The organism is Kitasatospora sp. NPDC053057, assembly GCF_044546945.1.
Lineage (GTDB): Bacteria > Actinomycetota > Actinomycetes > Streptomycetales > Streptomycetaceae > Kitasatospora.
The window spans coordinates 42,798-59,766 of record NZ_JBITZP010000046.1; the positions used below are offsets into that span (position 1 = coordinate 42,798).

Annotated in this window: 8 protein-coding genes; 4 read left to right on the plus strand and 4 right to left on the minus strand. The window is 72.7% G+C overall.

All coding sequences use genetic code 11. The annotated features are described in order from the left end of the window. Positions 1 to 10: 10 nt before the first annotated feature. On the plus strand, positions 11 to 1,993 hold the full coding sequence (locus tag ACIG5E_RS33010; protein ID WP_396539789.1) for a TIM-barrel domain-containing protein: 1,983 nt from the start codon (positions 11 to 13) through the stop codon (positions 1,991 to 1,993). Between the two features lie 11 nt (positions 1,994 to 2,004). Here the strand turns inward: ACIG5E_RS33010 and ACIG5E_RS33015 are convergent, their stop codons facing one another. Further along, the gene (locus tag ACIG5E_RS33015) at positions 2,005 to 4,857 is read right to left on the minus strand and encodes a glycoside hydrolase family 2 TIM barrel-domain containing protein (RefSeq protein WP_396539791.1); all 2,853 of its coding nucleotides are present in this window, start codon (positions 4,855 to 4,857) and stop codon (positions 2,005 to 2,007) included. Between the two features lie 368 nt (positions 4,858 to 5,225). Then, complete coding sequence (gene xylA, locus ACIG5E_RS33020; RefSeq protein WP_396539793.1) at positions 5,226 to 6,398, minus strand: xylose isomerase; 1,173 nt, start codon at positions 6,396 to 6,398, stop codon at positions 5,226 to 5,228. Between the two features lie 98 nt (positions 6,399 to 6,496). Between xylA and xylB the strand changes: the two genes are divergently transcribed. Together xylB and ACIG5E_RS33030 are read left to right on the plus strand one after the other, a co-directional pair. Next, positions 6,497 to 7,927, plus strand: a complete 1,431-nt coding sequence (gene xylB, locus ACIG5E_RS33025) for a xylulokinase (RefSeq protein ID WP_396539795.1) — start codon at positions 6,497 to 6,499, stop codon at positions 7,925 to 7,927. Positions 7,928 to 8,005: 78 nt separating this feature from the next. Then, positions 8,006 to 9,163: an ROK family protein gene (locus tag ACIG5E_RS33030; protein ID WP_396539805.1), complete on the plus strand. Its 1,158-nt coding sequence runs from the start codon at positions 8,006 to 8,008 to the stop codon at positions 9,161 to 9,163. A gap of 30 nt (positions 9,164 to 9,193) precedes the next feature. Here ACIG5E_RS33030 and ACIG5E_RS33035 read toward each other — a convergent pair whose 3' ends face one another. Both ACIG5E_RS33035 and ACIG5E_RS33040 read right to left on the minus strand, forming a co-directional pair. Further along, the gene (locus tag ACIG5E_RS33035; RefSeq protein WP_396539797.1) at positions 9,194 to 11,182 is read right to left on the minus strand and encodes a beta-galactosidase trimerization domain-containing protein; all 1,989 of its coding nucleotides are present in this window, start codon (positions 11,180 to 11,182) and stop codon (positions 9,194 to 9,196) included. A gap of 223 nt (positions 11,183 to 11,405) precedes the next feature. Continuing rightward, the gene (locus ACIG5E_RS33040) at positions 11,406 to 13,430 is read right to left on the minus strand and encodes an alpha-L-fucosidase (protein WP_396539799.1); all 2,025 of its coding nucleotides are present in this window, start codon (positions 13,428 to 13,430) and stop codon (positions 11,406 to 11,408) included. Between the two features lie 520 nt (positions 13,431 to 13,950). Here ACIG5E_RS33040 and ACIG5E_RS33045 point away from each other — a divergent pair. Continuing rightward, the gene (locus tag ACIG5E_RS33045; RefSeq protein ID WP_396539801.1) at positions 13,951 to 16,791 is read left to right on the plus strand and encodes a ricin-type beta-trefoil lectin domain protein; all 2,841 of its coding nucleotides are present in this window, start codon (positions 13,951 to 13,953) and stop codon (positions 16,789 to 16,791) included. The last annotated feature ends 178 nt before the right edge of the window (positions 16,792 to 16,969 follow it).

Here is a 16,969-nt window from a genome sequence, read left to right on the forward strand (position 1 = left end):
GGAGCCTTTCGTGTCCTACAGCATCCGCGCGGGCGGTCTGGAGCGGCACACCGCCGCAGAGATCCTCCGCATCGAACCCTGGGGGCCGGACGCCGTCCGGGTGCGCGCCTCGGCCGGGACCATCGACCCCACCGCCCCCGGCGCGCTGGAGAACCCCTCGCCCTGCCCGCACGCCGAACTGTCCGTCTCGGACGACGGCTGTGCCCGCCTGGTCAACGGTCGTATCGCCGTCGAGGCCTCGGCGGACGGCCAGCTGAGCTTCCGCCACGCCGCATCGGGCCGTGAACTCCTCGCCGAGCGCAGCCCGTACGCCCACCACGCCGGCTCCCGCGTCCACGCGGCGGGCGGCCGGACGGAACAGTCCTTCGAGGCCTACGACGGGGAACGGCTGCACGGCCTGGGGCAGCACCTGCACGGGCGCCTGGACCAGAAGGGCTGTGTGATCGACCTCGTCCAGGCCAACACCGTGGCGGCCATCCCCTTCCTGCACTCCTCGCGCGGCTACGGGCTGCTGTGGAACAACCCCGCCACCGGCCGCGTCGAACTGGGCGCCGACACCACCCGGTGGACCGCCGACGGCGGCGGGCGCATCGACTACTGGATCACCGCCGGCGACACCCCGGCCCAGATCCTGGACTCCTACACCCGGGCCACCGGACGCCCGCCCCTGCTCCCCGAGTGGGCCTCCGGCTTCTGGCAGTCAAGGCTGCGCTACCGCACCCAGGACGAACTCCTGGCGGTGGCACGGGAGTACAAGGAGCGTGGACTGCCGCTGTCCGTCATCGTCTGCGACTTCTTCCACTGGCCGAGGATGGGCGACTGGCGTTTCGAGGAGAGCGAGTGGCCCGATCCCGCCGCCATGGTCAAGGAGCTGTCGGACCTCGGGGTGAAGCTCGCCGTCTCGGTGTGGCCCACCGTCGAGCCCGGAAGTGACACGTACGACGGGTTGCGCTCGGCCGGGCACCTCGTACGGGATGCGGGCGGCGGCCTGCTCACCTTCCCGTGGCCGTCCCGGTACAGCGGGGACGCGCTGATCCGCCCGATGGCGTACTACGACGCCACCCACCCCGGAGCCCGGGCCGCGCTGTGGCAGCGGCTGAACGACAACTACCGTTCGCTGGGCGTGGCGTGCTTCTGGCTGGACGCCTGCGAGCCCGACGTGCCCCGGGGCGTCGCCGAGCGCGCCGTCTACGCGGCCGGGCCGGCGGCGGAGGCGGCGAACCTCTACCCGCTGGAGCACACCCGAGGGGTGGCCGACGGGCTGCGCGCGGCGGGCGAGGACCGGCCGTTGTCGCTGGTCCGCTCCGCGTGGGCGGGCAGCCAGCGTCACGGGGCCCTGCTGTGGTCCGGCGACATCCCCACCACCTTCGACTCCCTCGGGCGCCAGATCAGGGCGGGGCTGAACGTCGCGATGAGCGGCATCCCCTGGTGGAACACCGACATCGGCGGCTTCTTCGGCGGCGACCCGGACGACCCCGCGTACCGCGAGCTGCTGATCCGGTGGTTCCAGTACGGCACCTTCAGCCCCGTCATGCGGCTGCACGGTGACCGGCAGCCCAATCACCCCACCTTCTCCGCGGACATGACCGGCGGGCCGAACGAGGTCTGGTCGTACGGGGAGGAGGCGTACGGCATCCTGCGCGACCACCTGTCGCTGCGCGAGCGCCTGCGGCCGTACCTGCGGAGGCTGTCCGAGGAAGCCCACCGTACCGGCGCGCCGCCGATGCGCCCGCTGTTCTTCGACTTCCCCGAGGACGAACGCGCGTGGGACGTGGACGACCAGTTCCTGCTCGGCCCCGACGTGCTGGTGGCACCCGTGTACGAGGCGGGCGCCCGGGCCCGCCGGGTGTACCTGCCGTCCGGCGCCCGCTGGGTCGACCCGGTCACCGGACGCGCGGTGGAGGGGGGAAGGACGCTCGACGCGGACGCCCCGCTGGAGCGCCTGCCGGTCTTCGTGCGGGAAGGGTCCGACGTCGCGGACCGGCTCGGCTGACTCCGCGTCCGTCAGCGGAGCTGTGAGAAGACGAAGGAGAATCGGGCCCCTTCCGCCCGTAGCCGGTACTGGGGCAGCGGGCCGGGCCCGCAGGAGGCGGTGCCGATGCCGTGCAGGGCGTGGTCGAGGTTGACCCACACGGCGTCGCCAGGCGTGAGGTCGGTGAGGTGGGCCGCCGCGTCCAGCTGCTCGGTGGTCCAGCGGCGGGCGGTGAAGTAGAAGGCCGGGTCGCCCTCGATGCGCAGGCCGCCGATCTCGGCCCAGCGGACGTCGGCCCGTGCGCCGTTCTCCTGCGGGCGCAGGTAGGGCGTCTGCAGCCCGTCGACCGTGGACTCGTAGCGGCCGAGTCTGGCGGCGGCTTTGGTGTCCGGGTACCCCTCGTCGGGGCCGGCGCCGAACCAGCGCACCTCGTCCGCCTCGGCGAGCGCGAGCCGCACGCCGAGGCGGGGCAGCGGCACGGGCCATTCGCCGTCGGGCCGCACCGAAACGGTCAGCCGCAGACGGTCACCGTCGCTGGTCCAGCGGTAGCCCGTGTCGAGGCCGAACTCCCGGGCGGCCGGGGCCACTCGGGTCCGTACGGTCAGCGTGTTCTCGCCGAGTTCCACCGCGTCCAGCCGGTGCCGCATGCGGTGCAGACCGAAGTCGCGCCACAGCGTGGCGGTTCGAGTGCCGGTCAGCCATTCGGTGCCCTCGTCGTTGTCGGTGGGCGCCCGCCACACGTCCAGCCGCGGGCCGCTGACCTCGACGGTGCCGATGGCCTTGAGCGCACCGGTACGGGGGTCGAAGCGGGCCGGGCCGAGGGTGATCGCGCCGTCGTCGGCGAGGGGTCCGAAGGTCGGGCGCAGGACCGTCCGCGGCCGTGCGGTCACCGGGAACTGGCCCCACGCGACCTCGTGGCCCTTGGGCGCCCACGCGGCGTCGGCCGCCAGCACCGCCCGGACCGTCCACTGCGTCTCACCGGCTTGCTGGCCGGCGGGCTGCGGCGGCAGCTTCAACTCCGCCGATTCGGCGGGCGCGAGCTCCGGCACGAACAGTGGGCCGGTCTCGACCGTTTCGCCGTCCACCTGGTACGACCACTCGAAGGCCAGCGCGGCGAGGTCGGCGAAGTCGTAGCCGTTGGTGACCGTTACGGTGCCGTTGGTGCCGTCGCCGTGGATGCGGACGGGCTCGATGACCTTCTTGTACTCCAGCAGACCGGGGGAAGGCTTCCGGTCGGGGAAGATCAGGCCGTCGCAGACGAAATTGCCGTCGTGCAGTTCCTCGCCGAAGTCGCCGCCGTAGGCATAGCCGAGCTCGGGGTGGGTGATGCCGTGGTCGATCCACTCCCAGACGAATCCGCCCTGCAGCCGGTCGTAGGTCTCGAACAGCCGCTGGTAGTCGGCGAGTCCGCCGGGGCCGTTGCCCATGGCGTGGCCGTACTCGCAGAGGATGAAAGGGAGTCGGCGGCGTTTGTGGGTGCCGCCGTCCAGTTCCCGGCCGATCCGCTCGACCTCGGCGTGGTCGGCGTACATCCGTGAGTACATGTCGGTGTCGCGGCTGTTCCAGTCGCCCTCGTAGTGCACGAGGCGGGAAGGGTCGCGGTGGTGGATCCATTCGGCCATCGCGGTCAGGCCCCGTCCGGTGCCGGCCTCGTTGCCCAGCGACCAGATGACGACCGAGGGGTGGTTCTTGTCGCGTTCGACCATGCGGGCGGCGCGGTCGAGCAGAGCGGGGGTCCAGCGGTCGTCGTCGACGGGGTTGTCGCGCCAGTTCTGTTCGGTGAAGCCGTGGGTCTCCAGGTCGCACTCGTCGATGACCCACAGGCCGTACTCGTCGCACAGGTCGAGGAAGGCCGGGTGGGGCGGGTAGTGCGAGGTGCGGACGGCGTTGATGTTGTGCTGCTTCATCAGCAGGACGTCTCGGCGCATGGTCTCCGGGTCGAGGGCACGCCCGGTCTCGGGGTGCCACTCGTGGCGGTTGACGCCCTTGAAGAGCACCGCCGTGCCGTTGACCTTGATCAGGCCGTCGGCCAGCTCCACGGTGCGGAAGCCGATCCGCAGGGGCACGCGCTCGCCGGCGGTGACCAGCTCGCCGTCGTACAGCGTCGGCACCTCGGCGGACCACGGCCGCACCGGCACGGTGACCGTGGCTCCCGTCGCGACGTCGATGCCCAGGGCCGGCACGGACACTCGCCCGTCGATGTCGGATTCGACGAGGAGGGTGCCCTCACCCGTGCGGTGGTCGAAGGAGGCGTGCACGAAGAAGTCGCCCGCGCAGCCTTCGGGGCGGTGTCGCAGGGTGACATCGCGGAAGATGCCGGGTAGCCACCACTGGTCCTGGTCCTCCAGGTAGGAGCCCGCCGACCACTGGTGGACGCGTACGGCGAGCACGTTGCCGCTTCGCTTGAGCAGGTGACCGATGGCGAACTCGTGCGGCAGGCGGGAGCCCTTGAACTCGCCGAGCCGGGTGCCGTTGAGCCAGACGCGGGCGCAGGACTCGACACCCTCGAAGCGCAGCACCGCGCCGCCGTCGACCGGCCAGTCCTCGGGCAGGTCGAAGCGGTGCAGGTGGTCGCCGGTCGGGTTCTCCGTCGGCACGCGCGGCGGGTCGACCGGGAAGGGGTACTGGTGGTTGGTGTACGCGGGCCGGCCGAAGGCGCCGTCGCCTTGAAGGACCCAGTGCCCCGGGACGGTCACCTCCGCCCAGTCGGCGGCGTCGAATCCGGGCTCGGCGAAGGACTCGTCCTGGGCATCGGCCGTCGGCGAGACCCGCAGCAGCCAACTGCCGTTCAGTGACAGGCTCTGGGCGCTCGATGAGGCGTACCAGGCGCGGGGCGCCATGGCTCCGCGGCCCGGGGAGTAGTCCTCGACGTAGTGGTTCGTCATCCCGTTAGCGCTCCCTGCGTGATCCGTGTAGACGGGCGATGTGGACGATCGGGTTGACCACAGCCTGCTTCACCTCCTGGCTCTGCCGGGCGGTCGCGCCGGCACACGCTCCCGGCACTGCTGGTGCCCCTCGCGCCGGGCCGGCGGTTCGTCGGCGGGAGCACGGGTCCGGCCGCGTGCCCGACGAGTCGATCAGCATGACCGACACGCTACTCGGGAACGGCGCTCAACCGGGGGCCCGGCGCCGCAATCCGCCAAGGGCGGCGATCATCCCGTGACGACGGCCGTACCGGTAACGCGTCCACTCGACCGCGACGGAGCGAGCCGGGTCGTACGGCCTGCACGACCCGGCCGGAGCCCGGCACTGATCAGCGGGCGCCGAGGAGGTGTTCGAGGGCGAGCTGGTCCAGCTGCTCGAAGGCCATGCCGCGCTGGGCGGCGGCGTCCACGTCGAACTCCTCGAAGGCGGAGCGGTCCGCCAGCAGCCCGGTCAGGCCGTCCTCGGCCGTGGGGAGGGCGAGTTCGGGCAGTCGGGAGGCGGTGAGCGCGGCCTGGACCTCCGGGTCGGCCCGGAAGGCGCGGGAACGCTCTGCCAGCAGCAGGTAGTTGCGCATGCAGCCGGCCGCCGAGGCCCAGACGCCGTCGAAGTCCTCGGTGCGCGGCGGCTTGAAGTCGAAGTGCCGGGGGCCGTCGTAGCCGGCCGACTCCAGCAGGTCGACCAGCCAGAAGGCCTGCCGGAGGTCGCCCGCGCCGAAGCGCAGGTCCTGGTCGTACTTGATGCCGGACTGGCCGTTGAGGTCGATGTGGAACAGCTTGTCGTGCCACAGGGCCTGGGCGATGCCGTGGGGGAAGTTGAGCCCGGCCATCTGCTCGTGGCCGACCTCCGGGTTGAGGCCGACCCGCTCGGGGCGCTCCAGCTGGTTGATGAACGCCAGGGCGTGGCCGACGGTGGGCAGCAGGATGTCGCCGCGCGGCTCGTTGGGCTTGGGCTCGATCGCGAAGCGCAGGTCGTAGCCCTGCTGCTCGACGTACTCGCCGAGCAGGTCGAAGGCCTCCTTGAGCCGGTCGAGCGCGGTGCGCACGTCCTTGGCCGCGCCGGACTCGGCGCCCTCGCGACCGCCCCAGGCGACGTAGACCGAGGCACCGAGTTCGACGGCCAGGTCGATGTTGCGGATGGTCTTGCGCAGCGCGTAGCGGCGGACGTCGCGGTCGTTGGCGGTGAAGGCGCCGTCCTTGAAGACCGGGTGGGTGAACAGGTTGGTGGTCGCCATCGGGACCTTCAGCCCGGCGGCGTCCAGCGCGGCGCGGAAGCGCTTGACGGTCTGCTCGCGGGTGGCGCCGTCCGATCCGAAGGGGATCAGGTCGTCGTCGTGGAAGGTGACGCCGTGGGCGCCGAGTTCGGCCAGGCGCTGCACGGTCTCGACCGGGTCGAGGGCGGGGCGGGTCGCGTCGCCGAAGGGGTCGCGCCCCTGCCAGCCGACGGTCCACAGGCCGAAGGTGAACTTGTGCGCCGGGGTGGGGGCGAGCGGGTCGCTGGACATGGAGCGGCTCCGGATCAGTGCCAGGGGGTGTTTGTCAGGACTCTCAACAAATTAGTATGCCGGAACGTCAGAAGGAACCCCTCGCACCGGAGGAACGCATGGCTGAGCAGCGTGTCGTGATCGGCTTCGACAGCTCGACCCAGTCCACCAAGGCCCTCGCCGTCGACATCGACACCGGCACCGTCCTGGGCCAGGGCCGCGCCCCGCACACCGTCAGCACGGGCGCCGGCCGCGAGAGCGACCCCGACCAGTGGTGGCAGGCGCTCGGCGCGGCCGCGGCGGCAACGGGCTGGGCGGACCGCGCGGCCGCGGTCTCGATCGCCGGCCAGCAGCACGGCCTGGTCACCCTCGACGCGAGCGGGGCGCCGGTCCGCCCGGCGCTGCTCTGGAACGACGTCCGCTCCGCGCCCCAGGCCGCCGGGCTGTCGGCCGCGATCGGTGCGGCGGAACTCGCCCGCCGCACCGGCAGCGTCCCCACCGCCGCCTTCACCGCCGCCAAATGGGCCTGGCTGCGCGCCGACGAACCCGCCGCCGCCGACCGGGTCGCGGCCGTCCGCCTCCCCCACGACTTCCTGACCGAGCGGCTGACCGGCGAGGCGGTCACCGACCGCGGCGACGCCTCGGGAACCGGCTGGTGGGGGCCGGACGGCTACGACACGGACATCCTCGCCCGCATCGGCCTCGACCCGGGCCTGCTGCCCGAGGTCCTGCCACCGGGCACGCGGGCCGGCGTCGTCCGCCCCGGGACGCCGCTGCGCGAAGGCGCACTGGTGGCCACCGGCACCGGCGACAACATGGCCGCGGCCCTCGGACTCGGCCTGCTCCCCGGGCAGCCGGTGCTCAGCCTCGGCACCTCCGGCACCGTCTACGCCGTCGGCCGCACCAGGCCCGCCGACCCGACCGGCACCGTCGCGGGCTTCGCCGACGCGCTCGGCGGCTGGCTGCCGCTGGCCTGCACGCTCAACTGCACCCTCGCCGTCGACCGCTTCGCCGTTCTCCTCGGACGCGGCCGGGACGAGGTCGAGGAGGGTGGCACCGCCGTCGTCCTGCCCTATCTGGACGGCGAGCGCACACCGGACCTCCCGGGCGCCTCCGGCCTGGTCCACGGGCTGCGCCATGACACCACTCCGGGGCAGCTCCTGCAGGCCGCCTACGACGGGGCCGCCCACGCCCTGCTCGCCGCCCTGGACGGCGTGCTGGGTGCGGGCGGCGCGGACCCGGCGGGCGAGGAGCCGCTGCTGCTGATCGGCGGCGGCGCCCGCGGCCGGGCCTGGCAGCGGACCGTGCTGCGGCTCTCCGGCCGGGCCGTCCAGGTGCCCGACGCGCAGGAACTGGTCGCGCTCGGCGCCGCCGCCCAGGCCGCCACACTGCTCACGGGTGAGCCGGCCGACGCGGTGGCCCGCCGCTGGCGGACGGCCCACGGCCCGGTGCTGGAGCCCGTGAAGAAGGACGAGGACGCGCTGACGCGGATCAGCGATACCCTGCGTCGGGCCGGGGCCTTGCAGGGTGCCCCGGTCGAGGACCGGTAGGCAGGAGGGCGGCGCGTGACAGTGGCCGGCAAGACGGCGAGCAGGAGCGCGGAGCACGGGCCCGCGTCGCTACAGGACATGCGGCGGCAGAACCTGGCGGTCGTCCTCGCCGCGGTCGCCGCGCACAGCCCGCTCTCCCGCGCGGACGTCTCCGGGCGCGTCGGTCTGACCAGGGCGGCCGTCTCCTCGCTGGTCGACGAGCTGATCGGCCGCGGAGCCGTGACCGAGGCGGCGGCCACCGCCAGCGGGCGGGTCGGCCGACCCGGGCGAGCGCTGGCCGTGAGCGGCGAAGGCCCGGCGGGCCTCGGCCTGGAGATCGGCGTCACCCACCTCGGCGCGTGCGTGGCGGACCTGCGCGGCGAGCCGCGGGTGTGGCGCCGGGTGGAACGGGCCAACGCGGGCCGGCCCGCCGGGAAAGTACTGGCGGAACTCGCCGCGCTGGCCGCCGAGGCGGAGGACGAGGCCGCCGCCCTCGGGTTGCGCGTCGGGGGCCGCGTCCTGGCCGTGCCCGGCGTGGTGCCGAACGAACTCCCCGGACTGGTCGAGCGCGCGCCCAACCTCGGCTGGCACGGCGTCCGGCTCACCGAGCACTGGCCCGACCCGGACACCGTGCCCGAGCCGGAGAACGAGGCCAACCTCGGGGCGCTGGCCGAGTACTGGAACGCCGGAAACCCCGTGGAGACCTTCGTGCACGTCTCCGCCGAGGCCGGCATCGGTGCCGCCCTGGTCATCGACGGGCGACTGTTCCGGGGTGCCCGCGGCTTCGCCGGCGAACTCGGCCACATCCCCGTCCACCCGGACGGCCCCGGCTGCGCCTGCGGCGCCCGCGGTTGCCTTGAGCAGTACGCGGGCGAGGCGGCCGTGCTGCGCGAGGCCGGTCTGGCCAAGGAGGGCCAGGGCGACCCGGTCGCCCTGCTGGCAGAGCGGGCAGCCGACGGACACGCGCCCACCCTGGCGGCCCTCGACCGTGCGGGCCGCGCCCTCGGCCTCGCCCTCACCTCTGCCGTCGACCTCATCGACCCGGACGGCCTCGTCCTCGGCGGCGCCTACGCCGAACTCGCCGACTGGCTGCTGCCGTCCGTGCGAGCCGAGTTGGCCGCCCGGGTCACCGTCCGCCCCTGGGCCCTGGAGGCCCTGCGCCCCTCCGTCCTGGGCCGGCGCGGACCGTTGCTGGGCGCGGCGCTGACGACGGTCCGCCGGATCATGGCGGATCCGACCCTGCTACCCGCCGGGTGATCAGGAGCCCGTAGCGCACGGTCCGTACCGTCAGTCGTGCTCGACCACGACCATCGCGTGCCCGTCCACGGTGGTGACCCGCACGTGGACGTACTCGCCGTCGTGCTGCCAGTCGAGTTCCAGTCCGGCGGGCTGCAGCCGCACCGAGCGCGGCGCGGCGGTGAGCCGGACGGCGACGGGCACGTCGACCAGCGGGAACGGGTCGTGCACCAGGTCCAGCTCCGGGGTCTCCCGGGACGGCACGAAGCTGATCAGGTGCACGACGGTGGCGGTGGCGGTCCGGACCACGGTGGTCTCCAGGTGGACCGGCCCGCCGGCGCGGACGAGCGGGTCCGGCAGGAGCTGGTCCAGGGCGGCACCGAGCAGCCGGCGGTACGTCTCCAGGCCGTGGCCGTGGAAGGCCTCCAGCAGCGGAACGGTCACCGCGGCCACCCCGTCGCCGACGGCGACGGCCACCTCCTCGGTCGGGTCGGCCGGGGGAGTGTAGGAGTGGCCGCAGAAGCGGTCCCAGGAGCGCGGGAAGTAGGGCGCGACGACCCGGGCCAGTACCTCGGCGCCGGGCAGCGCACGGGCGGTCAGCCGGGAGCCGTGGCTGATCACCGGGAAGTCCTCCGGGACGCCGGGGACGCCCTGGCAGGCGAGGAAGACCTCACCGGACGGGGCTGGGGCCAGGTCCTCGACCGGGAGGTCGGGCAGGGCCGGCTCCGTGCCGTTCCTGAGCAGGGCGGGCCCGACCAGCAGCACGGCGCCACCGGCCCGGCGGTACGCGCTCAGGCGCTCGGCCAGGCCGTTGTCGACGGGGGTGGTCTCGGGCACCACGACGGCCCGGTACCGGCCCAGGTCGGCCGTCGGCGGGACCACGTCGAACTGGACGCGGAGCTGCTGCAGCGCCCGTACGGCGCCGATGTTGCTCGCGCCGGGGTTGTCGCCGCGAGCGGGGTCGACGACCAGGGCGACCTCGCTGACGACCCGTCCGCCCTCGACGAACGGCTCGCACTCCTCGATGTGCCCGTAGGCCGAGCCGATCAGCTCGTACACCGCCGGAGCGGGCACGCCCCGCGGGTGCAGCACGTCCCCCACGCCGCTGGTCAGGCCGTGGCTCAGCATCTGGCTGGTCTCGTAGAGCAGCGCCGCCCGAGGCTTGAGAGCGGCGTTGTCCCCCCAGCTCTCGTGGAACCGCCCGGTGTGGCTGAGGGTCGGCAGCCCCAGCGGGCGGACGAAGCGGGCCACGTACGGGAGGAAGGCGTAGCCCCAGCCGCCGGTGGGCAGCCCCTCGATCTCGACGTGCCGCATGAACTGCCGCTCCTTCGGCAGCCCGGTCTTCGGGCGGCCGTTGAACCAGACACCCTGGGCGGCGTCCGGCGGCAGGGCCTTCTCCACCATCGCCGAGTAGCGGGCCATGTAGCGCTGGGCCACCAGGTCCGCGTAGCGCGCCCGGTGGTCGGCGTCGGCCGGGTCCAGGCCCTCCCGGCGCATCCCGTCGACCGCCCACCGGCTAAGGCTCGGCTGGCTCCAGCACATGTCGATGAAGATCCCGTCGACCGGGGCGAAGCGCCGCAGCACCTCGTCCAGCTGGTCGGCGAAGTAGTCGGCGTAGGGGCTGGACAGGTCGAGGACGTTCCAGCCGGCCTCGAAGGCCGAGGGGGTCCAGCGGGTGATCTTCAGGTTCTCGTCGTGCGCGACCCACTCGGGGTGTTCCCGGGCGGCGTACTCGTCGACCTGGAGGGACAGGTAGATCGGCGCGCGGATGCCGGCGGAGTGCAGGGCGTCGACCTGCTCGGCGAGCAGGTCCAGGTCGGGGGCGAGGCCGGGGTGGCGCTCGGGCCGGTCGGTCCCGTAGTAGAGGTGGCCGTGGTGGCACTTGGCGAAGACGGTGACGCTGTCCACGTGGGCGTCCCGGAAGGGCTGCGCGAAGGTCGCCGGGTCGAAGTCCCGGCCCACGTCGGGGATGTCGGGGCTGGTGTGGAAGTCCAGGTGCACGGTGCGCCGGGGGAAGCGGAGCAGGTTGTGAGCGCTCACATCATCTGGGGTCATGGGATGGATTTATAGGAGGCGCGCGCCCGGGCGTCCAGGGGGTTCGGCAGGTGATTTGCAAAACGCCTTGTCAGAGCGGTGAATTCAGGAGCGTGCCGCGTTCGAATCTCGGGGTGGATGATCCGCTCGCTTTCATGACATGGGATGAGTCGCGCCGGTCGGGTGGGTGACGCCCGTGCCGTGGCGCGGGCGTCACCCACCGGGCCGGTCAGACGGCGGCAGCGGTGGAGGCCGGCACGGTCGGGTCCACGAACGGGCGGTCGTAGACCTCCAGCGAGCGGATCGACGCCCAGGCACCGGCGTCCAGGCCGGTGACGGTCACCCGGACGTAGCGGGTCCGGGCCGTGAAGGCCACGGTCTGCACCTGCGCGGCGGCGGCGTTCCCGGTCAGATCGGCGAGCGTCGACCAGGCGGCGCCGTCGGTCGAGCCGTCGATCCGGAAGCGGTAGGCCTTCCCGGCCAGCTCCCAGGCGATCCGGGCTCCGGTGACCGGGCGCACCGAGCCGAGGTCGGCCTGCAGCCAGTGGCCGGTGCCGCCGTCGGCCGCGCACCAGCGGCTGGAGGTGTCCCCGTCCACCGCGTTGGCCGGCACGTTGCCGTGCGCGGTCTCCACGCTGTCGGCCGTGGCCGGGCAGCCGCGGGCGATGTCCGTCGGGACCACCGGGCGGTCGAGCACGATCGCCACGATCGTGTCGTCGGGGAAGCGGGTGCGGTCGACACCGGTGATGGTGACGCCGTTCCCGCCGTTCCCGCCGGTCGCGCTGAAGGACAGCGGGCTCCTGGAGACCACGTCGTAGACCGCGGTGACCTTCGCGTCGCCCAGCGAGGGCGTGGTGAAGCTGCCGCCGCCGCTGTACCCGGCCAGCAGGTGCGCGTAGACGGTCCGATCGGCGAAGGTGAAGCCGTACTGGCCGTCCACCGGGTTCCACGGGCCGCCGCGGGTGCCGTAGAGGGCCTCCCGGTTGGCGCTCATGAAACCGCCGAGCCGGCGCAGCAGCGCCGCCTGGGTGCTCGGGACGGCACCGGTCGCGTCCGGGCCGACGTTGACGATCACGCACATGTCGCGGACGAAGGAGTTGACGAGCACGGCCATCGCCGAGGGGAAGGACATGGCGTTGTCGCCGCTGTACCCCCAGGCGCCGCCGACGCTGAACGCCTTCTGGACCAGGCGGCCGAAGCGGATGGGTCCGCTCGGTACGCCGGCGCCCTCCTCCACGTCGTAGTCGCCAATCCACCCGGAACGCGGGGTGGCCACGGCGTTCGGCTGGTGCCGGCGCACCAGGCCGGTGAGCCCGAGCGGCCTGCCGGTGCCCGGCTCGGTGTCGCCGTACGCGGCGTCCACCGGCCAGCCGTTGCCCGGGTCGCGGTACTGACCGGGCTCCCAGAAGAAGGACCCGGACGCGTCGGAGCCCTGCTGCGCCAGCCAGCCGCCGTCCCACCAGACGTCGTCGACCGCGCCGTAGTCGGTGACCAGTTCCTTAACGGACTGGTACACCTCGTTCTTCATGGTCCTGGCGTTCTCGTGGTAGTCGAAGCCGGCGGGGTCGGAGCCCTCGTAGTTCCACGGGTACGGGCTGCCCGGCAGCACGCAGTCGGAGGTGAGCGCGGGGTTCGGGGGCTTCGCCCCGGTCACGTCGTAGTAGCCGGGGTAGCGCCAGTCGATCGGCGAGTAGTAGAGCCCGACCCGCAGGCCGGCCGCGCGCACGGCGTTCACGTAGCCCTTGACGAAGTCCGTGCCGGCCGGGAAGGGTGTAGCGGTCGTGGACCAGGCGTTGGGGTGGCCGGTGGGCCACAGGGCGAAGCCGTCGTGGTGACGGGTGGTCAGGACGACGTGGCCGGCGCCGAGGTCACGTGCCAACTGGGCCCAGGCGGTGGGGTCATAGGACTGGGACTGGGTGGCGAAGGGGCCGAGGTACTGTGACCGGTAGGCGGTCGGCTTGGTCTTCGAGGCGAACATGTACCACTCGCCCTGGGCCGGGACCGCGTAGACGCCCCAGTGGATGAACATGGCCAGCTTGTTGTCGCGCATCCACTGGATGCGGCTGTCCGGCTGCTGCCAGGTCCCCTGGTCGAGCTTCGGGATGCGCAGCGGGACGAGGGGCAGCGCGGCACTGCTGCCGGCCACGGCGGCCTCGGCGGCCACGGCCGGGACGCCGCCAGGCCCGATGGCGGCGGCGACGGTGGAGACTGCCAGACCGGTGAGCACACTTCTCCGACTGATGGATCCTGACATGGATGCTCCATATGTCCTGGAATGCCCGCTCTGGGGTGGACTCGTCGAGTCAGGTACATGTATCGCGGCGAGCGGAGCGGCCTGTCAAGGCACCTGCCGGTGAAATATCCGATGATTGCTGGCAGTTGGCCCGAGCCGTCAGCCCTGAGTCAACCTCGGTCGAGGGCGGTCCGCCTGACCGTCAATCCGGCGAACCCGCACGTCATGGCAATGCTTCTGTACTTCCTCCGCGCACCTCGGGGGCCTGTACCGTCCCGTCGCCGGTCCGGTATCGAGCTCCACAGTCGCCCGGCGGCTGCTCATTCATCGGATCGATTCGCGCAACTGCGGGTGCTGTGCGGCGACTTGCCCATACACTGACAACCGTCGGGCCGTCGATCGCCTTCGCGTCGTCCGACCGTTCAGGCCGCACGTCCCCGCTCCGCCGGTCCGCTACGGCAGCGGCTGCCGCCCGACACCCTTCCCAGCAGAGCCAGCAGCACGTACCCACCCCCGTCTCCTTGGAGCTGCCATGGCGAAAATGGCGAAACCACCCATGCACCGCGCCGGTTTGCCCGCGGTCCTCGTCCTGCTCCTGAGCGCGCTGACCAGCCTGGTCTGGCCCGCCACGGGCACCGCCGCCACCGCCGCCACCCCCACGACCGCCATCACCGTCGACGGCACCCAGCCGGGCCTGACCTTCGACGGCGTCGGCGCGATCTCCGGCGGCGGCGGCAACACCCGCCTGCTGATCGACTATCCGGAGCCGCAGCGCAGCCAGCTGCTGGACTACCTGTTCAAGCCCGGCTACGGCGCCAGCCTGCAGCTGCTGAAGATCGAGATCGGCGGCGACACCAACTCGACCGACGGCGCCGAGGCCAGCCACGAGCACACCCGGGGTGCGGTGGACTGCAACCAGGGCTACGAGTGGTGGCTCGCCGCCCAGGCCAAGGCGCGCAATCCCGCCATCAAGCTCTACGGCCTCTCCTGGGGCGCGCCGAGCTGGGTCGGCGGCGGCAGGAACACCTTCTTCACCACCAACGCGATCGGGTACCTGACGGACTGGATGGGCTGCGCCAAGCAGCACGGCCTGACCATCGACTACCTGGGCGGCTGGAACGAGCGCGGCTTCGACGCCTCCTGGTACGAGAACCTCAAGTCCACACTGGTGTCGAACGGTTACGGCGGCACCAAGGTGGTCGCAGCGGACGACGGCTGGTCGGTGGCCGACGCGATGAGCACCGATCCGGCGTTCAGGAACGCGGTGGACATCGTCGGCGTCCACTATCCCTGCGGCTACCTCGGGCCCTTCAAGTCCTGCCCGAGCACGGCGAACGCGCGCGGCCTCGGCAAGCCGCTGTGGGCGAGCGAGAACGGCTCCGAGGACGCCACCGAGGGAGCGCCGGCGGTGGCCCGAGCCATCAACCGGGACTACATCGACGGCCGGATGACCAGCTTCATCAACTGGCCGGTCATCGCCGCGCTCTACCCGAACCTCTACTTCTCGACCGACGGCATGTCGATCGCCGGCCAGCCCTGGTCCGGGAACTACCTGATCGGCAAGACCACCTGGGTCACCGCGCACACCAGCCAGTTCACCCAGCCCGGCTGGCGCTACATCGATGCGGCCGGCGGCTACCTCGGCGGTGGCGGCAGCTACGTGACGCTGCGCTCGACCGGCACCGACGACTACAGCACGGTGCTGGAGACCGTGGACGCCACCGCCGCCCAGACCGTGAGCCTCCAGGCCACCGGCGGCCTGTCCGGCGGGACCGTCCACGTCTGGGCCACCGATGTGAACTCCGACAAGTCCGCGGACTACTTCGTGCACCAGAGCGACGTGACACCGAGCAACGGCCGGTACAGCCTCACCCTGCAGCCCGGCCACGTCTACACCCTGACCACGACCAGCACCGTCCCGGGCACCACCGCCGCCCAGGGCAAGGGCGCCGCCACCCCGCCGCCCGCGGCTCCCCTCGTCCTCCCGTACGGCGACGACTTCGGCGGGGCCACCGACAGCACCTCGCCGAAGTACTTCACCGACATGAACGGCGCGTTCGCCAAGGTGCCCTGCGCCGGCGGCCGGGCCGGCACCTGCCTGCAGCAGATGGCCACCGGCACCCCGGTACGGTGGACCAACGAGCCCTACAACAGCCCCTACACCATCATGGGCGACGGCGGTTGGAGCAACTACACCGTCTCCGCCAAGGTGCTCCTGCGGCAGCAGGGCAGCGTGGAACTGCTCGGCCGCGTCGGCCAGCAGGGCCGCAACAACAACGGCCTGAACGCCTACCACCTGCGCGTCTCCGACACCGGCGCATGGTCGATCCTCAGGAGCGACCTGAACTGGAACTTCACCACCCTCGCCCAGGGCAGCGTCGGCGCGCTCGGCACCGACAGCTGGCACTCGGCGGCGCTGACCATGCAGGACAGCCGGCTCACCGCCGTGATCGACGGCACCGCCGTGGGTTCGGCCGCCGACGACACCTTCACCATCGGCCAGGCCGGTCTCGGCGTCGTGGGCTACCAGAACGACCAGTTCGCCCAGTTCTCCGTCACTCCCGGCACGGGTTCGACGGGTCCGGGCGCCAACCTCGGCTTCGAGTCCGGCGACTGCTCCCACTGGAACTGCTACGGCGGTGCCGGCGCGGTGGCCGGAAACGCCCACAGCGGTGCCTACAGCGTCCGACTCCCGCCGAACTCGGGTGCCGACCAGACCATCTCCGGCCTGACCCCCAACACCACCTACAACCTGACCGGTTGGGCGAAGAGCAGCGCCGCCGGCCAGTGCGTCCAGCTCGGCGTCAAGGACTTCGGCGGCACCGAGACCCGCACCTGCCTCTCCGGCACCTCCTACACCCGGTGGGTCGTCCGGTTCACGACCGGCCCGAACAGCACCAGCGCCACGGTCTACGAGTGGAACCCGCCCGGCAACACCGCCACCGGCTGGGGCGACGACCTCGCCCTCACCACCGGACCGGTGACCGGCGCGCTCGTCCTCGCCGCCTCCAACAGCTGCCTCGACGTCCCCGGGGTCACCACCACCCCCGGCACCCAGCTCGACGTCTGGAGCTGCAACTCGGGCGCCAACCAGACCTGGACCCACCTCGCCGACAACAGCCTGCAGGTGTACTCCGGCAGCGGTCTCCGCTGCCTGGACGACCTCGGCGCCGGCACCGCCCCCGGTGCCCCGGTCGGGATCTGGAACTGCAACGGCGGCTCCAACCAGCACTGGCAGTTCAACTCCGACGGCACCGTCACCACCCCGGCCGCGCCGGGCCTGTGCCTCGGTGCACCCGCCGGCAAGACCGCCGACGGAACCGTGCTGGCCCTGCAGACCTGCGCGGCGGGTGCCGCCGCGCAGCGGTGGACCCTGGCCTGACGCGGCCGAGCCCGGGCCGGGGGGGGGGGGGGGGGGGGGGGGGGGGCGGCCCCCCCCCCCCCCCCCCCCCCCGCCCCCCCCCCCCACGGCCCCCACCCGTGGGTCAAGGACGATGGCCGGTCACCCACCGCAAGGCGCCGGCATCTTCGCCCGCGGCTTCGATCCCGTCCGACTCCTG